Source organism: Niveispirillum sp. KHB5.9, assembly GCF_048066115.1.
Classification (GTDB): Bacteria; Pseudomonadota; Alphaproteobacteria; order Azospirillales; family Azospirillaceae; genus Niveispirillum.
Map to the genome: position 1 here is coordinate 88212 of NZ_JBLTYX010000016.1, position 21751 is coordinate 109962.

Consider the following 21751-nt stretch of genomic DNA (forward strand, 5'->3'; position numbering starts at 1 on the left):
CATTGCTCTCCGGGGCCGCTGTCAGGCCAGCAGTTTCACGTCGGCTTCAACCATTTCCTTCACCAGATCGGGGAAGGAGGTCGTGTGCGTCCAGCCCAGCTTTTCCTTGGCCTTGGCCGGATCGCCCAGCAGCAGATCCACTTCCGTGGGGCGGAAATAGCGCGGGTCGATGCGCACCAGCACCTGGCCGCTGGCGGCGTCGCGGCCGATCTCGTCCACCTCATAACCGCTCCATTCGATGGTGCGGCCGACATGGCCGAAGGCACGTTCCACGAATTCGCGCACCGTGTGCGTCTCCCCCGTGGCCAGCACGAAATCCTCGGCCTTCTCCTGCTGCAGGATGCGCCACATGCCCTCGACATAATCGCGCGCATGGCCCCAGTCGCGCTTGGCGTCCAGGTTGCCCAGATAGAGGCAATCCTGCTGACCATGATGGATGGCGGCCACGGCGCGGGTGATCTTGCGGGTGACGAACGTCTCGCCGCGGATCGGGCTTTCATGGTTGAACAGGATGCCGTTGCTGGCATGCATGCCATAGGCCTCGCGGTAATTCACCGTGATCCAGTAGGCATAGAGCTTGGCGGCGGCATAGGGGCTGCGCGGATAGAAGGGCGTCGTCTCCCGCTGCGGCACTTCCTGCACCAGACCATACAGTTCCGAGGTGGAAGCCTGGTAGAAGCGGGTCTTCTCCTCCAGCTTCAGGATGCGGATGGCTTCCAGCAGGCGCAGCGTGCCGATGCCGTCGGCATTGGCGGTATATTCCGGGGTCTCGAAGCTGACCTGCACATGGCTCTGGGCGGCCAGGTTATAGATCTCGTCGGGCTGGGTTTCCTGGACGATGCGGATCAGGTTGGTGCTGTCGGTCAGGTCGCCATAATGCAGCTGGAACCGGACATCCTGCTCATGGATGTCCTGGTACAGATGGTCGATGCGCGCCGTGTTCAGCGAGGACGAGCGGCGCTTCAGACCATGGACTATATAGCCCTTGGACAGCAGCAGTTCCGAGAGATAGGCACCGTCCTGGCCGGTGACGCCGGTGATCAAGGCAACCTTACGCGACATGCTTGCATACTCCGGGCGATGGTTGGCCCATCGCATTAAAGAAACCGCCCAAGCGCCCCGCCAGCGGCGACCAAACCCTGCTCATACCGCGTTGCGGCAGCCCGATCAACGGGCACTGTTCCCCAACGTTTCCAGCGCATTGAACACGGCATCGGCGTCGCCGACATCCGTGCGGATATAGCGCTGCCCGTCGCGCTGGCCCTCGCGGCAGATCAGGTCCACATCAGATAGAGGCGACCCGATATAAAGCACATCCCGGCCGGACGCGATGCAGCCATAGGTCTTGGACGGAATGACATAGGCCACGAACCCGTCGCGCAGGGTGATCAGATGCGCATCGGGCGTCGCCAGCAGCCGTCCCAGGTCACCGAACGGCACCGGCCGGCCGCGCGCCACGGGCAGGCCTTCGGCTTTCAACCGCTGTTCCACCACATCGGCGCCGGCGCCGATGGCGTTCAGCCACAGTCCGACGGTGCCGCTGCCCTGGCGGTGATGGCGGATATAGGCGTCGATGAAGGTGTCGGTATCATGCGCCACGCCCCAATTGCCGGAATAGAGCAGGACCTTCTTCCCCGACAGTTCATCCGGCACCGCCAGCGGCACCTCGTCCCCGGTCAGTTCCACCGGCGGCGGATCGCGCTTCAGCACGATGTTTTCCGCCGGGATGCCGTAATGGCGCAGCAGGCGCACCTGATCCTCGCCCGACGCCTCGAAACGCTGCACCCGGCGGCGCAACCAGACGGTCAGGGCCAGAGCGGCATCCAGCACCTTGGACGGCTTGGTGCGCGACGCGATCAGGCATTCGGGATGGAAGTCGGCGATGCGGTAGATCAGCTTCTTGCGCAGCACCACGTTCAGCGGCACCAGGAAATGCAGCAGGAAGGGCGGCGACCCGGTGAACAGGATCTCGTCCGCCGCCGACAGGTATTTCCACGCCCGGCTGATCAGCATGGCATTGGTGCGCACGGTCCAGGCCAGGCGGCGGCTCAGGCTGGCGCGGTCCAGCGGCGGGGCCGGCAGACGCAGGGTGCGCACGGTGCCCGGGCCGACCTGCTCCACCTCCATCGACGCTTCACGACCGGACGTCAGGCCGACCAGGGTGACCTCGTACCCCAGCGCCGCGCGCTCGCGGCAATGCATCACGGCATATTGGCCGACGGCGCCGAAATCGGGCGGCAGCCAGTCGCACAGATAGACAAGCTTGGTCATCATCAACCGGGCAGGGTTTCCTCAGGATTTATGCTGGGCATAGATGGTGAAACCCAGCGCAGTGTCAATCCGCCCCCGCCGCCGGGCTGCCACCCACGGCCTTGCCGGAACTTTCGGCCAGCAGGTGTGCGGCCTCCACCTTGGCCCGCGCCACATCGCCCACGAACACCACCGGCCCCTTGCGGTGGCGCAGGCCCAGCCGGCGCAGAACCCCCAGCGGCTGGCGTTGCAGGCCCGCCATCACCACATGCGCCCCGCCCTTGCCGGCGCGTGCCGCCAGCGTGGCCAGCGCATCCGCCCCGGTGGCGTCCAGCATGGGCACCCCCGTCATATCCAGGATCAGCACGCGCGGCCCCCCACCCGTACGATCCAGCACATCCAGCAGCTTGCGCGCGGCGCCGAAGAACATCGGCCCGTCGATCCGGTAAAGCACGGCGCCGTCGGGCAGCCCCCTCGCCAGTTCCGGCCGTTCCCCGCTGGCCGACACGGCCACGCTTTCCGACATGCGATGCATGAACAGCAATGCCGCCAGCAGCACCCCCACCTCGATCGCCACGGTCAGGTCGATGGCGATGGTCAGGGCAAACGTGGTGACCAGCACCAGCCGGTCACCCCAGGGGGCCGTGCGCAGCTCATGCAGGAAGCGCCCCGCATCGCTCATGTTCCAGGCCACCACCACCAGCACGGCCGCCAGCACCGCCAGCGGCACGAAACCGGCCAGCGGGCTGAGTGCCAGCATGAACAGCAGCAGGAAGGCCGCATGCAGCATGCCCGACACCGGCGACCGCGCGCCCGACCGGATATTGGTGACGGTGCGCGCGATGGCGCCCGTGGCCGGCAGCCCGCCGAACAGCGCCGAGGCACTGTTGGCCACGCCCTGGGCCAGCAGCTCCGCATTGGGCCGGTGCCGCCGCCCCGTCATCCCGTCCGCCACCACCGCCGACAGCAGCGACTCGACCCCCGCCAGAAAGGCGATGGTCAGCGCCGCCGGCAGCAGCGTGTGCAGCCTTTCCAGCGTGATCACGGGCAGGGCCGGTGCCGGCAGATGATCGGGAATGCCGCCGAACCGCGACCCGATCGTCTCGACATCCAGTCCCAGCGCAAAGGCCGCGACGGAACCCAGCACGACGGCCACCAGGAACCCCGGCACCTTGGGTGCCGCCCGCCGCAATCCCAGGATCAGCGCCAGCGCCCCCAGCCCGACAATCGAAGCCACGCCCACCGTCCCGCGCGCGTCCCAGAAGGCCGGCCACTTCTCGACAAACTCCGTCGGCACCGCCGCCATGGACAGGCCCAGCAGATCCTTCACCTGACTGGAAAAGATGATGACCGCGATGCCGGCCGTGAAGCCGGTGACCACCGGCTCCGGGATATACTTGATCCATTGCCCAAGCCGCAGCAGGGCGGCCGCCACCAGGATCAGCCCGGCCATCAGCGTGGCCAGTACCAAGCCATCATAGCCATGCCGGTTGATCACCCCGACCACGACGACAACGAACGCCCCCGTCGGCCCGCCGATCTGCACCCGGCTGCCGCCCAGCGCGGAGATCAGGAACCCCGCCACCACGGCGGTGACCAGCCCCTTGTCCGGCGTCGTCCCCGACGCGATGGCCAAGGCCATGGCCAGCGGCAATGCCACAATGGCGACGGTCAGTCCGGCGATGGCATCGGCACGCAAGGCCGCGGGGGAGTATCCCTCCCGCAGGATGGTGACCAGCTTGGGCAGAAGCTCGCGGGCAAGCGGAAGCGGCGTGGCGCTCATGGGCACCTCGAACAACATCAGTATTTATGTAGTTCTTGGAGGTTCCGCTTTTTGGGTGGTGTAAGTCAAGCGATCCGTGCGGCAACGGATCATCATCACCATCCCATTGCCCTCCCCCGCCCACAGGCGTATTCCGGGGATAGCCTCCCCGTGCCTGAAAGCCCCCATGTCCAACCCCTCCCCCTCCATCCCCGCCGCCGTCGGGGCCAGCCTGTCGGGCACCAACCTGGAACGGGCGGGGGATCATAACCAGCGGGTGACGTTGCAGGCCATCCGCGTCGGCGGCCCCATCACCCGGGCGGAACTGGCGGAGATCACCGGGCTGACAGCACCTGCCATCGCCAACATCACCAAGCGCCTGCTGGCCGAAGGGCTGATCCTGGAGGCGGGGCGCCTGCTGGGCCAGCGGGGGCAGCCGGCCATGAAGCTGGCCATCAATCCCGATGGTTGCTTCTCCGTCGGGCTGAATATCGACCGTGACCATGTCACGCTCGTTGTGCTGGACCTGCTGGGCCAGGTGCGGGCACGCGCCACGCGGGAGGTGGATTTCGCCCTGCCGGACGAGGTGGCGGAATTCGCGCGGGTCGAACTGTCGGCCATCCTGGCCAAGGGGGCGATCAAGGCCAAGCGGCTGGTCGGGCTGGGCGTGGCGCTGCCCGATGATCTGGGAAGGGTCCACCTGCCACATCAGCCCGACAATTACGCCATCTGGAACCAGACCGACATCCCTTCCCTGTTCGACGGGCTGCCGTCCCTGCCGGTGTTCGTGGAGAATGACGCGACGGCGGCGGCGCTGGGGGAGGCGCAGTTCGGCCTGGGCCTGCGCCATCCCAGCTTCTTCTATCTGCTGGTCAGCCGGGGGCTGGGCGGCGGGCTGGTGCTGGACGGGCAGTATTTCCGCGGGGCGGAGGGCCGCAGCGGCGAGATCGGGTTCCTGCCCGTCCGCCACCCCTCCATCAAGGTGGGGCGGCTGGAGGATGCGGTGTCGCTCTCAGCCCTGTTCGGCCATATGGCCGGGCGCGGCCACAGGCTGGTACAGCCCGACGATCTGCTGTCGCTGGATGCCGGCGGCCAGGCGGCGCTGAAGGACTGGATCGGGCTTTCGGCGGAACTGCTGGCCGGCCCCATGCTGTCCATCTCCTGCCTGATCAACCCGCAAGCCATCTTCATCGGCGGGCGGCTGCCGGCCCCGCTGGTCGATGAACTGGCGGCGGCCACCAATGAACGGATGGCGGCCGAACGCGGGCAGGTGCCGATCCTGGCTCCCCTGCGCCGCGCCGCCATGGCCGCCGATGCGCCGGCCGTGGGCGCCGCCATCCTGCCCTTCAACCAGCGCCTGCTGCCGGGCCGGTCGGTGCTGATGAAGACGGCGGAGGAGTGAGGCCAACGCCCCTCCGATTTCTTATTTCAAATTGTCTATTTAAACAAAGACCGCTAACCTGTCCCGACAAGCGCAGCCATAAGCGCATTGGGGAGAGGGTTTGCGATGGTTCGGATCGGGGTTGATTTCGGCGGCACCAAGATCGAGGTGGCGGCCCTGGCGGATGATGGCGCCTTCCTGTCGCGGCTGCGCGCGCCCAATCCCGGCACCTATGACGCGGCCATCGCCACGCTGCGCGGCCTGATCGACCGGACGGAACAGGCGACGGGCCGGGCGGAAAGCGTGGGCCTGGGCGTGCCGGGCAGCGTCAGCCCCAGCACGGGCCTGATGCGCAATGCCAATTCCACCTATCTGAACGGCCGCGATTTCGGCTCCGACCTGTCGGCGGCCCTGGCCCGGCCGGTGCGCCTGGCCAATGACGCCAACTGCCTGGCCTTGTCCGAGGCGGTGGACGGGGCGGCGGCCGGGTGCCGCGTGGCGTTCGCCATCATCATCGGCACCGGCTGTGGCGGCGGGCTGGTGGTGGATGGAAAGCTGGTGGAGGGTGCCAACGGCATCGGTGGCGAATGGGGCCATGTGCCCCTGCCCTGGCCGGACGCGACGGAGGTGCCAGGCCCCGCCTGCTGGTGCGGGCTGCATGGCTGCCTGGAAACCTGGGTGTCCGGCACGGGCTTGCGCCGCGACCATGCCGCCGTCACCGGCAACGACCAGCCGGGCGAATGGATCATCGAGGCGGCGCGCAACGGCGATGCCGACGCCTCGGCCGCACTTGACCGGTATATAAGCCGGCTGGGCCGGGCCATGGCCCTGGTCGCCAACATTGTCGATCCCGATATCTTTGTGCTAGGTGGCGGCCTGTCGAATGTCGCCGAAATTTATGAGAGGCTGGGACCCGTGATCCGCTCTCATGCGTTCTGCGACAACTGGCGGGCCCGTATCGCGCCGGCACGCTGGGGCGACAGCTCGGGCGTGCGGGGGGCGGCACGGCTCTGGCACTCCTGACCGGCAAGCAAGGTTCCAAACCATGACCATGTCCCCCCTGTCCGACGCCATCCGCCGCCGCGACGCCCTGGTCGCCTGGGCGGTGGACCATGCTTATCCGCTCTGGTGGGAGCAGGGCTACGACCATGAGCGTGGCGGTTTCCACGAGAAGCTGGACCAGACGGGCAAGCCCGTCGACGCGCCGCGGCGCGCCCGGGTGCAGCCGCGCCAGATCTATTCCTATGCCATCGCCCCGCAATTGGGCTGGACCGGCCCGGCCGCCGATATCGCGCGTCAAGCGCTGGACAATTACCTGTCCCGCTACCGGCGCGACGATGGCCTGTTCCGCGCCCTGGTGGCGCCGAACGGGTCGGTGCTGGATGACAATGTCGATCTCTACGATCAGGCCTTCGCCCTGTTCGGCCTGTGCAATGCCGCCCAGGCGCTGAACGATTTCGAGCATCTGCACCCCATCGCCACCACGCTGCGCGACCGGCTGATCGCACGTTGCGGCGACCAGGGCGGGTTCAAGGAATTGCAGCCGGACGCGCTGCCATTGCTGTCCAACCCCAACATGCACCTGTTCGAGGCATCGCTGGCCTGGGAAGCGGCCGGCGGCGACGCGGGCTGGGGCCGGATGGCCGATGGCATCGCCGGTCTGGCCATGACCCGCTTCATCGACCAGGACAATGGCGGCTTGCGCGAATTCTTCGACGCCGACTGGCGCCCCGCCCCCGGCACGCAAGGCCGCATCATGGAACCGGGGCACCAGTTCGAATGGGCCTGGCTGCTGCTGCGCTGGGGCAAGGCGCGCGGGCGGCAGGACGCGGTGAAGGCCGGCCTGCGCCTGCTGGAGATCGGGGAGGTGCATGGCGTCGACCCGGCACGCGGCGTCGGCTTCAACAGCCTGCTGGACGATTTCTCCATCCATGACCACAGCGCCCGCCTGTGGCCGCAGACCGAACGGCTGAAGGCCGCGGTGCTGGCGGCGGAGGTCACGGGCGATGATGCGCACTGGACCACGGCCGCCCGCGCCGCCGACGGGCTGATGCTGTATCTGGACACGCCCGTGAAGGGCCTGTGGTGGGACAAGCTGTCGCCGGCGGGACTGTTCACGGACGAACCGGCACCGGCCAGCAGCTTCTACCACATCACCTGCGCCATCCTGGAGATGGACCGGGTGGTGAAGGCGGTGCGGTAGTTATTTTTGTTCCCTCAAGCGCCGGGCGGGCGCATCCGCGCCCTGGGCTCACGCGCCCATGAGGGCGCGGGCCGGCGGTCGCCGGCCTGTTCCTGTTCCCTCAAGCGCCGGGCGGGCGCATCCGCGCCCTGGGCTCACGCGCCCATGGGGGCGCGGGCCGGCAGCATGGGGGGCTGTCGGCCTCACACCACCGCCGCCGCGCAGGCGGCCAGGATGGCGGCCCCCATGCCCATGTTCAGCGCCCGTTCGGCGCGGGGGCTCATCCGCACCCGGCCCAACGCGCGGCCGGCCAGCAGCCAGGCGGCATCCACCGCCACCATGACCAGCACCACCAGGGCCCATTTCAGGCCCCCGTCCCCCAGCCCCTGCGCCGGGTCCAGCAGCACGAAGGAGCCGAACAGCGAGGCGAAGGCCAGATAGGCCTTGGGGTTGGCGATGCCCAGCACGAAGCCGCCCCAGAGGCGCCAGGCCCCTTCCCCGTTGCCCGCCGCCCCCACACCGCCGGACGGCCGGGCCGTGGCGATGGACCAGGCCAGGGCCAGCAGATAGGCGATTGAAACCACCAGCATGACCAGGCGCAACGGCGGAAACGCCTGCAGCAACGCCACCAGCCCCAGCACGCTGAACCCCGCCGCCAGCGCCAGCCCCACCTGGAGCGCCAGGAAATAGCGCACGGCATGTCCCGCCCCGCAACTGCGCCCCACCGCCACCAGGGCCGCGATCGCCGGTCCCGGCGATCCCAGCAATGCCACCGACGCCAGCACGAAGCCCAGGATCGATCCCGTCTCCATCTCATCCTCATACATCATGATATCTACATATAAGGATATCTTTATGTATATGGACGAGAAATGTCAATGGGCAGCCGGCGCGTGCGCGCCGCCGCGCGTTGCCGGTCAGAAATGCTGACCGGCCGCATCATCATTCGATCGGGTTGGATCGGACCGTGGGTCAGCCGGCATCCCGGCCCGCAACCGCCACGCGGTTGCGGCCATCGGCTTTGGCGCGGTAGAGGGCCTGGTCGGCGGCAGCGACCAGGGATACCAACAGGGCATCGACATCGCCGCCGGGCGATGGCGGCAGGGTGGCCGCACCGGCGCTGATCGTGACCAGATCGGCATCGGGCCGGGCCGCGTGCGGCAGGGCGAGTGAAACCACCGTCCGGCGCAGCTTTTCCGCCACCGTCCGCGCGGCATCGGCATCGGCGCCGGGCAGCAGGATGGCGAACTCCTCCCCGCCGAAACGGGCGGCCAGATCGCCGGCACGGCGCACGGAGCCGGCCAGGGCGCCCGCCACGGCGCGCAGGCAATCGTCGCCGGCCTGATGGCCGTAGAAATCGTTGTACCGCTTGAAATGGTCGACATCGGCCAGGACCAGCGACAGGGGCGACGCCCCCGGCTGGGTCAGGCGGCGCAGTTCATGCGCCAGGCCGGTATCCAGGGCGCGGCGGTTGGCGATGCCGGTCAGCCCGTCCAGCGTGGCCATGCGCAGCAGCGCATCGGTGCGCTGCTTCAGGGTCAGGTGCGTGCGCACCCGCGCTTCCACGATATGGGGGTGGAAGGGCTTGGTGATGAAATCCACGGCCCCGGCGGCCAGGGCCCGTACCTCCGCCTCCACCCCGCGATGGGAGGTGACGAACAGGATGGGCACGTCGCCCATGCCGGGCAGGGTGCGCAGGGCGGCGCAGGTCTGAAACCCGTCCATCCCCTCCATCTCCGCGTCCAGCAGCACCAGGTCGGGCCGTTCGGCCCTTGCCGCGGCCAGCGCGTCGGCCCCGCCGGTGGCGAACACCACGTCGCCCTGGCTCTGCACCACCTGCGCCAGCACGCGGATGGTGGCCACGTCGTCATCGACGATCAGGATCCGCGCCTGGACGGGGGCCGGGACGAAGGGAAAGCCGGTGGTCACGCGGGGAACTCCGCCTCCAGAAGCGCCAGCGCATCCTCGTAGCGCAGGGCCTCCACCAGGGTGGAAAGGTTCCGGAACTTGTCCGTCCCCAGCCGCCGGGTCAAGTCACCTTTGCGATCGGCCAGCACGTCCAGCGCTGTCAGGCGGCGGGTGCGCAATGCCCCGCGCAGTTCCGCCAGATCGGGCGGCGGGATGGCGGCGGCCAGGGAAGCGGGCGGCGGGGCCACGGGAGCGGTGTCGGCCGGATGCGGGCGGGCGCGGGCGCGGATGGCGGCCACCAGCCCGTCCAGCGCCGTCTCCAGCCCGGCCAGGGCCGTGGAATGGTCGGCGGTGGCGTCGGCGCGCACGGCACGTTCCAGGTCCGTCGCCAGTTCCGTCACCACCAGGGCGGAAATATTGCCGGCGGCCCCGCGCAGCTCATGCAGCTTGCGCACGGCCATGGCGGTCTCACCCGCCGCCAGCCTTTTGGCCAGTCGCGTGCCCAGCCCGTCGAACCGGGCCACGAACTGGTCCAGGATCGTCTCCAGCAGCGCGCGGTTGCCCAGCACCCGGCCCATGGCCTGGTCCAGGTCGATACCGGGGATCGGGTCCGGCCGGGCCAGCACGGGCGGCGGCGTCACCGGGGCCGGTGGCGGGGCCGCCTGCGTGCCGGTCAGCCACCGGCGCAGCGTGGCCAGGAACAGGGCCGGCACGAAGGGCTTGTCGATATGATCGTCCATCCCCGCCTCCAGGCAGGATTTCAGATCCTCCGCATGGCCGGCGGCGGTCAGGGCCAGGATGGGCAGGTCGCGACCATCCGGCAGCGCGCGAATGGCGCGCGTCGCCTCCAGCCCGTCCATCACCGGCATCTGCAGATCCATCAGCACCAGATCGAAACTTTCGCGCTGTACCGCCGCGATCGCCTCCTCCCCGTTGCCGGCCAGCACGGTGACGGCGCCGGCCCGGTCCAGGAAGCTGCGGGCGATCACCTGGTTCAGCTCGTTATCCTCCACCAGCAGGATGCGGGCACCGTGCAGACTGGACGCCTCGCCCGCCTGCGGTGGTGGCGGCACGGCGGGCAGCGGCGGGCGGGCGGGGGCCGCCGCCTCATCCAGGCTGAGATCGACGATGAACCGGCTGCCCTGGCCTTGCGTGCTTTCGGCGCGGATGGTCCCGCCCATCATGGTCACCAGCCGGTGGGTCAGGGCCAGGCCCAGGCCGGTGCCGCCATGCAGGCGGCGGTGGCTCTCATCCCCTTGCGTGAAGGGCTGGAACAGGCGGGCCACCTGGTCGGGCGGCATGCCGATGCCGGTATCGGTGACGGTGATCGACAGGTCCACGCGCCCGTCGGGCCGCTGCCCCTGCCGGCGCAGCATGACGCCGATGGCGCCGGACGGCGTGAACTTGACGGCATTGCCCACCAGATTGTCCAGCACTTGGCGCAGCCGCCCGGCATCGCCCATTACCCAGTCGGGAAGCACCGGATCGATGGATACATCCAGCGACACGTGGCGCGTGCGCACCACCGGCGCATAAAGGTCGGCCACGGCCGTCACCGGATCGGACAGAAGGAAGGGGGCGGGTTCCAGCACCAGCTGCCCGGCATCGATGCGCGAATAATCCAGGATGTCGTTGATGATGGCCAGCAGGGCCGATGCCGCGCGGCGGATGCTGTCGACATGGGTGCGCTGGCTGCCGGTCAGCGGGTCGTCCAGCACCAGATGCGCCGACCCGATGATGCCGTTCAGCGGCGTGCGGATCTCATGACCCATATTGGCCAGGAAGGCGGACTTGGCCCGGCTGGACGCCTCCGCCCCCGCCAGCGCCTCGCGCAGGCGGGCGGCGTCGCGCACCTGGGTGGAAATGTCGGTGGCGATGATCAGATAGCCGCCGATGCCGCCGCCACGCTCCGCCAGGGTGGTGACGGCCAGCAGCACGGGCAGGTGGGTGCCGTCCTTGCGCAGATAGGTCCATTCCCGCATCTCCACCCCGCCGTCGCGGGTCCCCTCCGCCAGCACATCCATGGCCGACAGGATGGGCTGGCCGCGTTCGGCCTGGATGGCGTCGCCGCGCCGTCCCAGCTCCGCCGGGTCGTGGAACAGGGCCGGCGTGGCCTTGCCCACCATCTCTTCCGGGTCATAGCCCAGCATCACTTCGGCCGCCGGGTTGAACAGGGTGATGGTGCCCGACCGGTCGCAGGCGATGATGGCGGAACCGGCGCAGTGCAGGATGGCGTTGCGCAAGGCGGCCAGCGCCTCGATCTCCATCGTGCGCTCGCGCACCTGCTGTTCCAGACGGCTGTTCAGGTCGCGGATGCCGGCCTCGGCCGCCATCTGGTCGGTGATGTCGCGGATGATCATGGCGGCCCCCACCGTACCGTCGGCGCCGCGCACGGGCGTGGCCGTGATCGACACGTCGATGGGGCGGTTATGGGCATGCAGGCGGCGGGTGCGCAGGTTCAGCACATTCTCCCCGCGCGCCACGCGGGCCAGCAGCTCGTCCTCCTGGATCTCCAGGCCTGGCGGCACGATCAGGGCCCTGGTGGCACAGCCGACCGCGTCATCGGCCGTGCGGCCGAACATGCGGGCGGCCGCACCGTTCCAGCTGGTGATGCGGCCTTCGTTCGACAGGCCGATGATGGCATCGCTGGCGCTGTCGACGATGGCGCCCAGCCAGGCGTCGCTGGCCATCAGCGCGCGGTCCCGGCGGCTGGCCAGGCGGAAGAACACCAGCACCAGCACCAGCAGTCCCACCAGCGGCAGGCCCAGCCCCGCCACCCACAGCCGTACCTTGCCGGCATTGGCGTCCACGATGCTGTCCGGCACGGTGGCCACGATGACCAGATGGTGTCCGCCATTGTCGGCATCCAGCATCACGCGCTGACGCAGCGCATGCACCATGCCGTCCGGCCCCTGGACGGTCTGGACGCCGCCGCTGCGCGCCTCCCCGTCCGGCGGCCGGAACTCCTGGCTCCAGCGGCCGGGCCGGGTGCCGGTGAAACTGCGCGAGGGGTCGGGGTGCAGCAGGAAATTCTCCTGCGCATCCAGCAAATAGAGATGGAAGATCGGGTTGATGTCGTTGGTCAGGTCGGCCAGCAGTCCCCGCGCGTCCATCGTCAGGGTCAGCGCCCCGAAGCGCCTGCCCTCCATCGTCGGTACCGGCACCGCCAGCCGCAGCAGCGGGCGTGCGACGCCGTCCTCATGCTCCACATCCGGGCCGGAGAACAGCGTGTCGCTGGCCGAGCGCTGGGCCAGCAGGTCCAGAAGGTCCAGGTCGGGATGGCGGCCGGCATCATTGCCGCCGACGCGCGGCTGGCCATCACGGTTCTCCACGGCGACGATGGACGCATGGTCGCGCGCGGACAGCAGCGCCAGCCGCTCCACCCCCGGCTGCGACAGGGCATAGCCGGTGAAGATCGTCTCCAGCCGCCGGTGCCACAGCACGGCGTCGGTCTTCTCCGCCGCATCATATCCGCCACCGGCCTCGGCCCGCGCCAGACCCGCCACGGGCGGGGTCAGCGACAGGAAACGCGCCTGGGTCCGCATATCCTCCAGCGCCCGCGACAGGATGGCGGTGCGCTGCAGGACCAGGGTGCGCAGCCGCACATCCATTTCCGTCTGATCATGCTCGCGCTGCTCACGGCCCGCCACGAAGGCCGTGGCCAGCACCATCAGGATCAGGACTGCCGTCATCAGCAGGATGGTGCGCGGACGGGGTCCGCCTTCCTTGGTGCGGTCTTGTATCAGCAAGTCGAAAGCCCCTGGCGCGCGACGGTGCGAACCGTCGTCAACTCATCCATCTGTATGGCATTTGCGCCGAATTCTTGCACCAGCGATAGATATCCAGGGGGCTAGGAAACCGTCAGTGCGCGATGGACTTGGAAAACAGATTGATGACCAGCACGCCCGCCACGATCAGGGCCAGGCCGGCGATGGCGGCAAGGTCCAGTGTCTGCTTGAACCAGATCCAGCTGATGGCCGAGACCAGGACGATGCCCACGCCCGACCAGATGGCATAGGCGATGCCGGTGGGGATGGTGCGCAGCGCCAGCGACAGGCAATAGAAGGCCACGCCATAGCCCACGACCGTTATGGTCGATGCCAGTGGCCGGGTGAAATTGTCCGATGCCTTCAAGGACAGGGTGGCCGCGACCTCCGCCAGGATGGCGACGGCCAGGTAGAGAAAATTCCGCATCAGTTTCCCGCCTCCAGGATCGTTGCCAGTTCGGTGATGGCCGGATGGTCATGCACGCCGGCGGGCAGGCGCGGCAGATGCAGGACGGGCAGCCCCGGCAGGAAGGGGCCCAGGGCCGCCACCGTGTCGGCCGGCGGCACCGTGGCATCCGGCGTCTCTGACAGGACCAGGGCCGCCACCCGCAGGCCCCGTGAGGCCAGCACGGCATGCGCGGTCAGGATATGGCTGATCGTGCCCAGATAGGTGCCGGCCACCAGGATGGCCGGCAGGCCCAGGTCGCCCATCCAGTCCAGCACGGTGCGCCCATCATCCACCGGCGCCATCACCCCACCCACACCCTCCACCAGCAACGGGCCCTGGGCATTGGCCACCTTGCGGCGGCAGGCATCCAGCATCGCCGCATAGGGGACCAGCCGCCCCTCCAGCCGGGCCGCCATGTTGGGCGCCAGGGGGGCCTTGAAGCGCCAGGGGGACAGGCGGTCGAGATTGTCCTGCGTCAGATCCAGCCCCAGCGCGTCGATCAGGGCGGCGGGGTCGCTGCCGCGCGCATCATCGGGATCGATGCCGCTGACCAGCGGCTTGAACGCGTCGGGGGTCAGTTCCTGGCGGCGCCAATGGCGCAGCAGACAGGATGAGACGAACGTCTTGCCGATATCGGTGCCTGTCGAGGTGACGAAATACGCACCCATGGTCAATTTCCCTTCCGTAGGGGGAAGCTGCCATTCCACCACCCCCCTTTCCATCAACCCCCCCATGCGCAACGGGGACGTCTGGCCTGCATTTGGGTCCTGACAGGGCCGCGTAACAGGTTTTATACCACTACCCGAACAGTCCGCTTTCCTGTCGAAGGGATGAGAAATGAGCATCGCCTCCACCATTGGGCACGCCGCGATCGCCGGCAATCCGATCCGCACCGATTGGACGCAAGCAGAGGTGGAGGCCCTGTTCAACCTGCCCTTCATGGACCTGCTCTATCAGGCCCAGACCCTGCACCGCCAGTTCTTCGATCCCAACGAGGTGCAGATCTCCACGCTCTTGTCGATCAAGACCGGCGGCTGCCCGGAGGATTGCAACTACTGCCCGCAGTCGCAGCAGTTCGACACGGGCCTGAAGGCATCCAAGCTGATGCAGGTGGAAAAGGTCCTGGCGGAGGCGCGGGCCGCCAAGGCACAGGGGGCGTCCCGCTTCTGCATGGGTGCCGCCTGGCGTTCGCCCAAGGATCGCGACCTGGAGACGGTCTGCGCCATGGTGGAGGGCGTGAAGGCCATGGGCATGGAGACCTGCGTCACCCTGGGCATGCTGCGCCCGGACCAGGCCCTGCGGCTGAAGGATGCCGGGCTGGATTACTACAACCACAATCTCGATACGTCCGAAGAGCATTACGGAAACGTCATCACCACCCGCACCTATCAGGACCGTCTGGACACGCTGGACGCCGTGCGGTCGGCCGGCATCAATGTCTGCTGCGGCGGCATCATGGGCCTGGGTGAGGGCCGTGCCGACCGCGCCAGCCTGATCCGCACGCTCGCCACCCTGCCCCAGCATCCCGACAGCGTGCCGATCAACCTGCTGGTCAAGGTGGAGGGCACGCCGCTGGACGAGGCTGAGGCGGTGGACCCGATCGAATTCGTGCGCACCATCGCGGTCGCCCGCATCACCATGCCGGCCAGCGTCGTCCGCCTGTCAGCGGGGCGTGAGGACATGACGGACGAGATGCAGGCCCTGTGCTTTGCCGCCGGTGCCAATTCCATCTTCTATGGCGAGCGTCTGCTGACCACGCCGAACCCGGCGCAGCAGCGCGACACCAACCTGTTCAAGAAGCTGGGCCTGCGGTCGATGCAGGTCGAGGTGGAAGCGGACGCCTGCGAATGACGGGCAGCCCCGGCTGGCTGAATGACGGCATGCGGCATGTCTGGCTGCCCTACAGCCAGATGAAGCTGGCCGACCCGCCATTGCCCGTGGTGGCGACGGAGGGCACGCGCATCCATCTGGCCGATGGCCGCGTGCTGATCGACGGGATCGCCAGCTGGTGGACGGCGTGCCACGGCTATAACCACCCGCATCTGCGCCAGGCGCTGGCCCAACAGGCGGCGCGCATGCCGCATGTGATGTTCGGCGGCCTGTCGCATGAACCGGCGCTGACGCTGGCCAAGCGGCTGGCGGAGGTTCTGCCCGGCGATCTGGAGCGGGTATTCTTCGCCGAAAGCGGGTCGGTCGCGGTGGAGGTCGCCATGAAGATGGCGATCCAGTACTGGCTGAACAAAGGCGAGCGGGGGCGGACCAAGCTGCTGTCCTTCACCGGCGGCTATCATGGCGACACCATCGCCACCATGGCCGTCTGCGATCCCGATGAGGGCATGCATGCCCTGTTCACCGGCCTGCTGCCGGAGCACCATGTGCGCCCCCTGCCGCGCGATGGCGAAAGCCTGGCCGATCTGGAGGCCTTCCTGGAAAGCCGGGGCGGGGAGATCGCGGCCATCCTGGTGGAACCGCTGGTGCAGGGTGCAGGCGGCATGGTGCTGCATGACGCGTCGGTGCTACGCACCTTGCGTGATCTGGCCGACCGGTACGGCATCCTGCTGATCTTCGATGAGATTTTCACCGGGTTCGGGCGCACGGGAACCATGTTCGCGTGCCAGGCGGCGGGCGTGGTGCCCGACATCGTCACCCTGTCCAAGGCGCTGACCGGCGGGACGCTGCCGCTGTCGGCAACGGTGGCCCGGCGACATGTGTTCGACGCCTTCTGGTCCGACGATCCGCAGGCAGCCCTGATGCACGGGCCGACCTATATGGGCAATGCCCTGGCCTGCGCCGTGGCCAATGCGTCGCTGGACCTGTTCGAGACGGAACCCCGTCTGGCGCAGGTGGCGGCGATCAATGGCTGGCTGAAAACGGGGCTGGAGCCCTGCCGCGATCTACCGGGTGTGCGCGATGTGCGGACCCTGGGCGCCATCGGCGTGGTGCAAATGGATAGGATCAATAACTTAACAGGCCTGAAACGACTTTTGGTAGCTGAGGGGGTGTGGGTTCGGCCCTTTCGCGATATTCTATACCTCACGCCGGCCTTCACGGCGTCGCAGGAGGATGTGATGCATCTGACGGGGGCCATCACCCGGGTGCTTCAGCGGAGCGTTCCATGAGCGGCAGCGGCGGCTGGCTGGACATGCTGGCGGCCCAGGCGCTGGACGCGCTGGACATGGGCGGGCGCCGCCGGACCTTGCGCGATTTCGACCGCGACGGCATCCGCCTGCGCCTGCCCGACGGGCGGGTGCTGATTGATGTGGCGTCGAACGATTATCTGGGCCTGGCCCAGGACCCCGGCATCATCGACCGGGCCGCCGAATATACCGCCCGGTTCGGGGCCGGCAGCGGCGCGTCCCGTCTGGTCTGCGGCACGCTGACCGCCCACCGGGAGGTGGAGGAGAAGCTGGCCGCCTTCCTGGGCACCGAGGCGGCCCTGCTGTTCGGCACGGGGTTCCAGGCCAATTCCACCCTGCTGCCGGCGCTGGCCGAACTGCTGGGGGCGGAGGCGGAACTGCTGGTGGACAGGCTTTCCCATGCCAGCATCCTGAACGGCGCCTTCGCCCAGGGGGTCAAGGCCCGGCGGTTCCGCCATAACGACCTGAACCATCTGGAGGATTTGCTGAAGGATGCCACCGGCCCGCGGCTGGTGGTAACCGAGAGCGTGTTCAGCATGGATGGCGACATGGCCGATCTGGCCGCCACCGTCGATCTGGCCGAACGCTATGGCGCGCCCGTCTATCTGGATGAGGCGCATGCCATCGGCGTGCTGGGGCCGGAGGGGCGGGGGCTGGCGGCATACCTGCCGGGCCGGGTTGCCGTCACCATGGGCACGCTGGGAAAGGCGTTCGGCGGCTTCGGCGCCTATGTCGCGGGCTCGCGCCTGCTGATCGATTACCTGACCAACCGCTGCGCCGGGTTCCTTTACACCACCGCCCCGCCCCCATCCGTGCTGGGGGCGCTGGATGCGGCGCTGGACGTCATCCCGTCGCTGGACCTGGAGCGCATGCGGCTGGCCAGCATGGCCGACGCCGTACGCATGGCGGTGCGCGGGGCGGGATATGACACCGGGGCCAGCGCCACCCAGATCATCCCCGTCATCGCCGGGGAGGAACAGGCCGCCCTCGGCCTGCAGGCCATGCTGGAGAATGCCGGGTTCCTGGCCGTGGCCATCCGGCCGCCGACGGTGCCGGCGGGCACCGCGCGCCTGCGCCTGTCGCTGTCGGCCGCTCTGGACGATCATGTCGCGGGGCAGCTGCTGACCATCCTGTCCTGCCTGCCGCCGCCGGGACTGGGCCTGCTTCCATGACCCGCCCCCTGTTCCTGTTCGTGCATGGCTGGGCCGGCACGCCCCGCCTGTGGGATGGGGTTTGTGCGCGGATGGCGGCTGCGGGTGTGGATGCTGCTGACATTATACGCATCGCACCTGCCCTCTCCCGTGAAGCGGGAGAGGGCGAAGAAGGGCGTCCCCTCATCGGCATCGGCCATTCCCTGGGTGCCGCCTGGTTGCTGGCCTATGGTCCCAAACTGTCGGGCCTCATCAGCCTGAACGGCTTCACCCGCTTCAGCGCCGCCCCCGGTTTCCCCGGCACCCATCCCCGCGTCCTGGCCCAGATGCGGCGCCGGCTGCTGGCCGATGCGCCTGCCGTGCTGGCGGAGTTCCATGGCCGGGCCGGGCTAGCCCTGGCGGACGATCCGGCCGGGGCGGGAGAGCTTGCCCAAGGACTGGACCTGCTGGCCAATATCGACGCGCGCGGGGCTTTCGGAGTTTTTGCCAGACCCCATCTGGCACTCGCCGGCACCGATGATGCCATCGTTCCGCCGGCCCATGCGCAGGCCTGCTTTCCCGATCCCGTGATGGTGGATGGGGTCGGTCATGCCCTGCCGCTTGTGCGGCCCGACCTTTGCGCCCGCCATATCCTGGAGCTGGCGGCACGATGCTGACGGTGATGGACAAGCGCGCGGTGGCCGGTCGTTTCGCCGCCGCCGCCGGGCGCTACGACGCCTCGGCCCGGGTGCAGGCCCGCATCGCCCATGCCCTGGCCGAACGGCTGGCGGCGCTGAACCTGGCCCCCGGTGCGCGGGTTCTGGAGATCGGCTGCGGCACGGGGCTGCTGACGGCGGCCGCCCTGTCCCGGTTGCCGCATGTGGGATCGTGGCTGGCCACCGACATCGCACCATCCATGGCCGATGCCTGCCGCCGCCGGCTGGCGGGGGACCCGCGACTGTCGGTAATGGCCATGGATGGGGAGATGCCGGCGGTGGAAGGTCCCTTCGACCTGATCTGTTCCAGCCTGGCCCTGCAATGGTTTCCCGATGCCGCCGGGGCGCTGGGGCGCTGGCGCGGCATGCTGGCGCCGGGCGGGGGCCTGTGCGTGGCCACGCTGGGGGTGGATACGTTTGCCGAATGGCGTAGGGCACTGGCGGCGGCCGGCGCCGTGGGGGCCGGACCCGCCTATCCGGACGGGGCTACCTTGTCACGCTGGCTGAGGCCGGGCGGGCGGGTGGAGCGGCAGGATTTCGTCGAGCATCATGGCGATGCCCGCCATTTCCTCCATTCCCTGCGCGGCATCGGGGCGGATTATGCGCCGGGGCGGCTGCCGGCCCCGACCCTGCGCCGGGCCATGCGCCTGCTGGAGGCGACCCGGCCGGTCGCCGTCACCTATGATGTGCGCTGGCTGACGGTCCGATAATCTCCGTCTCACCGGTCAGGAAACGCGCGTTCGCCTCGCGCAGCTTCGCCCCCGCCTCGTCATAGAGGAACGGCAGGAAGGCATAGCGCGTGCCGCGTGTCACCGGCTGCGCCTCGTGCAGCATGGAGCAGGAGAAGACCACGGCGCCGCCCGTGGTGGGGCGGTAGGTGCGGGGACTGAATTCCGGGAAGCACAGTTCCCCGCCCTCGAACTCCTCCGCGTTCAGGTTGATGGAGACGGCGAGGCGGCGATGGGCCGTGCCGCGCGTGGTATTGTCGCGATGGGCACGGAAGAACCCCTGTTCGGCCGCGTCATAGCAGGCGACGATATAGCGTTCCATCCGCGTGGTGCGGAATTGCAGGGCGCGGATGATCATGGGCAGCAACCGGCGTTCGATCCGGGTGCGGGCGGCGGCGATGACGGCCTGGTCATTGATGATCATGTCGCGGCGGCGCTTGAACCCATGATCGATGGTGCCGACGGTCCGGCCCTCCTTTTCCCGCATGAAGCCGGAATCGGCACCCCCGTGCGCCTGGTAGAGCGCGATCAGCTGGCGGCAGAATTCCGGCTCGAAGATGCCGGGCACGGCCAGCACCGGGGCAGGCGCATCCATGGACGCCATCAGGCCGGCCGGCGGCAGGGTGGCCACACGCACCAGCACCGCCGCCCCCGCCGACAGGGGTGCGCGCATCAGCACCCGCATCAGCGTGTCCACCACCACCCAGCCGCCTTCCGGGCCGATGCCATAGGCCTGCGCGATGCTGCCCGACGGGTCGTCGCGGAACAGGCGCAGCCGGGGCCAGCGGAAACGCGCGGCGATGCCACGGTCGTTCGTCACCACGGCGAAGCTGACCACGTGCCGCTCGTTCATCCCCTCCGCCCAGGCGGTCAGCAGGTCGGTGGCGGCCTCCGCCTCCGTGATATCGGTGCCGTGGAAGCACAGCACCACATTGCGCCCACCCAGGCTGGCAAAGTGGAATTGCGCGACGTCGCCGCTGGGGGCCGCGAACCACGGGGCGGGTTCGCCGATACCGGGACGGACAGGGGTGGAAAGGGGCAGGTCCATGATCATGCTGATGATAGGGGTGGATCAGTCGCGCGACAGGGCGCGCGGGGGAAAGGGGTGCCACGGCCCGCGAAGGGGCATGTCGGGCCGTGGCATGCCGGCGGCTTGCCACTCCAGCAGGGCGGCCAGAAGCAGCAGGGCAGAGATTCCGCCGGCATTGATGAGGGCGACGCGCGCCCAAGTGGGATCGGGCCAGACCATCAAGGCGTAATGGCCCGCGAAACTGAGAACGGCACCCAGGGCGAAGACGGGCAGCGGCTGCCGCCCCGCCAGACGCAGGGGGGCCAGCCAGGCGCTGCGCAGCGCCGCCGTACCGGCCGGCAGGAAGCACACCACCAGATGGGTCAGCGCCAGGATGTGCAGCAGCCTTTGCCAGCCGAGCGCGTCCTTGGCGCCCTGCGCCATGGTCAGCGATGCCGGCAACGGCGGGCCGAAGCCCAGTTGGCGCCAGGGTTCCAGCACGACCAGGCCAATCAGCAGCCAGGCGATGGCGGCACCATCCAGGTAGGCGGAGCGCGGCCAGGACAGCCCGCGCTTGGCGCCCACGCCCATGCACAGGCCGATGCAGAACAGGAACTGCCAGGCCAGCGGGTTGAACATCCATTTCTCGCCCTGGAACCCAGCGGACAGGTTGGCGCCCGTCAGCTGCACGAAGCCCCAGAGAAGGCCGGACGGCAACAGCACCAGCCACAGGCCCCGCGCCGCCAGCGGCAGCAACAGGGCGCTGGCCACCATCAGCGGCACATATGTGGCCAGGATGTCCGCGTAACCCGGCAGATATTCCAGCGCGAACAGGGCCGGCAGGGCCGCCACCGTATCCTCCAGCAGCGGTTCGATGCCCAGATGCCAGAGGATGGAGCGATCGCCGGTGGCGGCGAACGCCGCCGCCCCGCCCGCCGACAGCGCCAGCGCCAGCAGCAGATAGGCACGGTAGAGCCGGAAGGCCCGGCTACCCAGCCGCAGCGCCAGCCGCAGCCAGCCATGGCGCTGCTGGAAACCCCAATATCCCAGGGCCAGCGACAGGCCGGCCAGCAGCATGAACAGTTCCGCCGCATCGGAGAAACCCAGCCAGCTCCAGGTCAGGAACCGGGCCGGATTGGCGGGAATATGGTTGATGAAGATGGCCAGCAGCGCCGCCCCCCGGAACAGGTCGATCCGCGGGTCGCGCGGGGTGCGGACCGGAAGGATGGAAGCGGGTTCGGGGCGTGGGCTCACACGGGTCATGCTCAGTAGAACGTCGCCGCCCCGGCTTTCATCCGGATCGCCGGTGACTTTTTTCGGCCCCCGCCCCGCG

General features: G+C 68.8%; 18 protein-coding genes. 8 read left to right on the forward strand and 10 right to left on the reverse strand.

The window, feature by feature from the left end:
* Positions 1 to 21: 21 nt before the first annotated feature.
* The 3 genes from gmd to ACM9HJ_RS22470 all read right to left on the reverse strand — a co-directional run bounded on the left by gmd (position 22) and on the right by ACM9HJ_RS22470 (position 4033).
* Positions 22 to 1062: a GDP-mannose 4,6-dehydratase gene (gene gmd, locus ACM9HJ_RS22460; RefSeq protein ID WP_416574003.1), complete on the reverse strand. Its 1041-nt coding sequence runs from the start codon at positions 1060 to 1062 to the stop codon at positions 22 to 24.
* A gap of 105 nt (positions 1063 to 1167) precedes the next feature.
* On the reverse strand, positions 1168 to 2274 hold the full coding sequence (locus tag ACM9HJ_RS22465) for a hypothetical protein (RefSeq protein WP_416574004.1): 1107 nt from the start codon (positions 2272 to 2274) through the stop codon (positions 1168 to 1170).
* Between the two features lie 61 nt (positions 2275 to 2335).
* Positions 2336 to 4033 (reverse strand): SulP family inorganic anion transporter, encoded by a 1698-nt coding sequence (locus ACM9HJ_RS22470; protein ID WP_416574005.1) that lies wholly within the window; start codon positions 4031 to 4033, stop codon positions 2336 to 2338.
* A 166-nt stretch (positions 4034 to 4199) separates the two neighbouring features.
* Here ACM9HJ_RS22470 and ACM9HJ_RS22475 point away from each other — a divergent pair, with 166 nt between their 5' ends.
* The 3 genes from ACM9HJ_RS22475 to ACM9HJ_RS22485 all read left to right on the forward strand — a co-directional run bounded on the left by ACM9HJ_RS22475 (position 4200) and on the right by ACM9HJ_RS22485 (position 7596).
* A complete protein-coding gene (locus ACM9HJ_RS22475; protein ID WP_416574006.1) occupies positions 4200 to 5414 on the forward strand; it encodes an ROK family transcriptional regulator in 1215 nt (404 codons plus the stop codon).
* Positions 5415 to 5519: 105 nt separating this feature from the next.
* Entirely contained in the window at positions 5520 to 6416 is an 897-nt protein-coding gene (locus tag ACM9HJ_RS22480; protein ID WP_416574007.1) for an ROK family protein, read from the forward strand.
* Positions 6417 to 6438: 22 nt separating this feature from the next.
* Positions 6439 to 7596: an AGE family epimerase/isomerase gene (locus ACM9HJ_RS22485; RefSeq protein ID WP_416574008.1), complete on the forward strand. Its 1158-nt coding sequence runs from the start codon at positions 6439 to 6441 to the stop codon at positions 7594 to 7596.
* A 182-nt stretch (positions 7597 to 7778) separates the two neighbouring features.
* On the opposite strand, the gene ACM9HJ_RS22490 is transcribed toward ACM9HJ_RS22485, so the two are convergent.
* The 5 genes from ACM9HJ_RS22490 to bioD all read right to left on the reverse strand — a co-directional run bounded on the left by ACM9HJ_RS22490 (position 7779) and on the right by bioD (position 14366).
* A complete protein-coding gene (locus tag ACM9HJ_RS22490; RefSeq protein WP_416574009.1) occupies positions 7779 to 8405 on the reverse strand; it encodes a LysE family translocator in 627 nt (208 codons plus the stop codon).
* A gap of 142 nt (positions 8406 to 8547) precedes the next feature.
* Entirely contained in the window at positions 8548 to 9504 is a 957-nt protein-coding gene (locus tag ACM9HJ_RS22495) for a diguanylate cyclase domain-containing protein (protein WP_416574010.1), read from the reverse strand.
* Positions 9501 to 13232: a PAS domain S-box protein gene (locus tag ACM9HJ_RS22500; RefSeq protein WP_416574011.1), complete on the reverse strand. Its 3732-nt coding sequence runs from the start codon at positions 13230 to 13232 to the stop codon at positions 9501 to 9503. Before ACM9HJ_RS22500 ends, ACM9HJ_RS22495 begins: the two co-directional genes overlap by 4 nt.
* 112 nt (positions 13233 to 13344) lie before the next feature.
* The gene (locus ACM9HJ_RS22505) at positions 13345 to 13677 is read right to left on the reverse strand and encodes a DMT family transporter (RefSeq protein ID WP_416574012.1); all 333 of its coding nucleotides are present in this window, start codon (positions 13675 to 13677) and stop codon (positions 13345 to 13347) included.
* Positions 13677 to 14366: a dethiobiotin synthase gene (gene bioD / locus ACM9HJ_RS22510; protein ID WP_416574013.1), complete on the reverse strand. Its 690-nt coding sequence runs from the start codon at positions 14364 to 14366 to the stop codon at positions 13677 to 13679. Before bioD ends, ACM9HJ_RS22505 begins: the two co-directional genes overlap by 1 nt.
* Positions 14367 to 14535: 169 nt before the next feature.
* Here bioD and bioB point away from each other — a divergent pair, with 169 nt between their 5' ends.
* From bioB to ACM9HJ_RS22535, 5 genes are read left to right on the forward strand one after another with little or no spacing between them, the layout of a single operon-like run.
* A complete protein-coding gene (bioB, locus tag ACM9HJ_RS22515; protein WP_416574014.1) occupies positions 14536 to 15549 on the forward strand; it encodes a biotin synthase BioB in 1014 nt (337 codons plus the stop codon).
* The gene (locus ACM9HJ_RS22520; RefSeq protein WP_416574015.1) at positions 15546 to 16817 is read left to right on the forward strand and encodes an adenosylmethionine--8-amino-7-oxononanoate transaminase; all 1272 of its coding nucleotides are present in this window, start codon (positions 15546 to 15548) and stop codon (positions 16815 to 16817) included. The genes bioB and ACM9HJ_RS22520 overlap by 4 nt, the downstream gene beginning before the upstream one ends.
* Positions 16814 to 18007, forward strand: coding sequence for an aminotransferase class I/II-fold pyridoxal phosphate-dependent enzyme (locus tag ACM9HJ_RS22525; protein ID WP_416574016.1), 1194 nt, complete (start codon positions 16814 to 16816; stop codon positions 18005 to 18007). The genes ACM9HJ_RS22520 and ACM9HJ_RS22525 overlap by 4 nt, the downstream gene beginning before the upstream one ends.
* Positions 18004 to 18642 carry an alpha/beta fold hydrolase gene (locus ACM9HJ_RS22530; protein WP_416574017.1) on the forward strand — a complete coding sequence of 213 codons (639 nt, stop codon included), beginning with the start codon at positions 18004 to 18006 and terminating at the stop codon, positions 18640 to 18642. The genes ACM9HJ_RS22525 and ACM9HJ_RS22530 overlap by 4 nt, the downstream gene beginning before the upstream one ends.
* Positions 18636 to 19391, forward strand: a complete 756-nt coding sequence (locus ACM9HJ_RS22535; protein ID WP_416574018.1) for a methyltransferase — start codon at positions 18636 to 18638, stop codon at positions 19389 to 19391. Before ACM9HJ_RS22530 ends, ACM9HJ_RS22535 begins: the two co-directional genes overlap by 7 nt.
* Here the strand turns inward: ACM9HJ_RS22535 and ACM9HJ_RS22540 are convergent.
* The gene (locus ACM9HJ_RS22540; protein WP_416574019.1) at positions 19357 to 20457 is read right to left on the reverse strand and encodes a 2OG-Fe(II) oxygenase; all 1101 of its coding nucleotides are present in this window, start codon (positions 20455 to 20457) and stop codon (positions 19357 to 19359) included. The two genes, ACM9HJ_RS22535 and ACM9HJ_RS22540, sit on opposite strands and share 35 nt — an antisense overlap.
* 24 nt (positions 20458 to 20481) lie before the next feature.
* Positions 20482 to 21672, reverse strand: a complete 1191-nt coding sequence (locus ACM9HJ_RS22545; protein WP_416574020.1) for an OpgC family protein — start codon at positions 21670 to 21672, stop codon at positions 20482 to 20484.
* Positions 21673 to 21751: the final 79 nt, after the last annotated feature.

What these genes read in the sequence shown, in the direction of transcription:
- gmd (WP_416574003.1), bottom strand. Translation starts at nt 1,062, where the DNA reads ATGTCGCGTAAGGTTGCCTTGATCACCGGCGTCACCGGCCAGGACGGT.
- ACM9HJ_RS22465 (WP_416574004.1), bottom strand. Translation starts at nt 2,274, where the DNA reads ATGATGACCAAGCTTGTCTATCTGTGCGACTGGCTGCCGCCCGATTTC.
- ACM9HJ_RS22470 (WP_416574005.1), bottom strand. Translation starts at nt 4,033, where the DNA reads ATGAGCGCCACGCCGCTTCCGCTTGCCCGCGAGCTTCTGCCCAAGCTG.
- ACM9HJ_RS22475 (WP_416574006.1), top strand. Translation starts at nt 4,200, where the DNA reads ATGTCCAACCCCTCCCCCTCCATCCCCGCCGCCGTCGGGGCCAGCCTG.
- ACM9HJ_RS22480 (WP_416574007.1), top strand. Translation starts at nt 5,520, where the DNA reads ATGGTTCGGATCGGGGTTGATTTCGGCGGCACCAAGATCGAGGTGGCG.
- ACM9HJ_RS22485 (WP_416574008.1), top strand. Translation starts at nt 6,439, where the DNA reads ATGACCATGTCCCCCCTGTCCGACGCCATCCGCCGCCGCGACGCCCTG.
- ACM9HJ_RS22490 (WP_416574009.1), bottom strand. Translation starts at nt 8,405, where the DNA reads ATGATGTATGAGGATGAGATGGAGACGGGATCGATCCTGGGCTTCGTG.
- ACM9HJ_RS22505 (WP_416574012.1), bottom strand. Translation starts at nt 13,677, where the DNA reads ATGCGGAATTTTCTCTACCTGGCCGTCGCCATCCTGGCGGAGGTCGCG.
- bioD (WP_416574013.1), bottom strand. Translation starts at nt 14,366, where the DNA reads ATGGGTGCGTATTTCGTCACCTCGACAGGCACCGATATCGGCAAGACG.
- bioB (WP_416574014.1), top strand. Translation starts at nt 14,536, where the DNA reads ATGAGCATCGCCTCCACCATTGGGCACGCCGCGATCGCCGGCAATCCG.
- ACM9HJ_RS22520 (WP_416574015.1), top strand. Translation starts at nt 15,546, where the DNA reads ATGACGGGCAGCCCCGGCTGGCTGAATGACGGCATGCGGCATGTCTGG.
- ACM9HJ_RS22525 (WP_416574016.1), top strand. Translation starts at nt 16,814, where the DNA reads ATGAGCGGCAGCGGCGGCTGGCTGGACATGCTGGCGGCCCAGGCGCTG.
- ACM9HJ_RS22530 (WP_416574017.1), top strand. Translation starts at nt 18,004, where the DNA reads ATGACCCGCCCCCTGTTCCTGTTCGTGCATGGCTGGGCCGGCACGCCC.
- ACM9HJ_RS22535 (WP_416574018.1), top strand. Translation starts at nt 18,636, where the DNA reads ATGCTGACGGTGATGGACAAGCGCGCGGTGGCCGGTCGTTTCGCCGCC.
- ACM9HJ_RS22540 (WP_416574019.1), bottom strand. Translation starts at nt 20,457, where the DNA reads ATGGACCTGCCCCTTTCCACCCCTGTCCGTCCCGGTATCGGCGAACCC.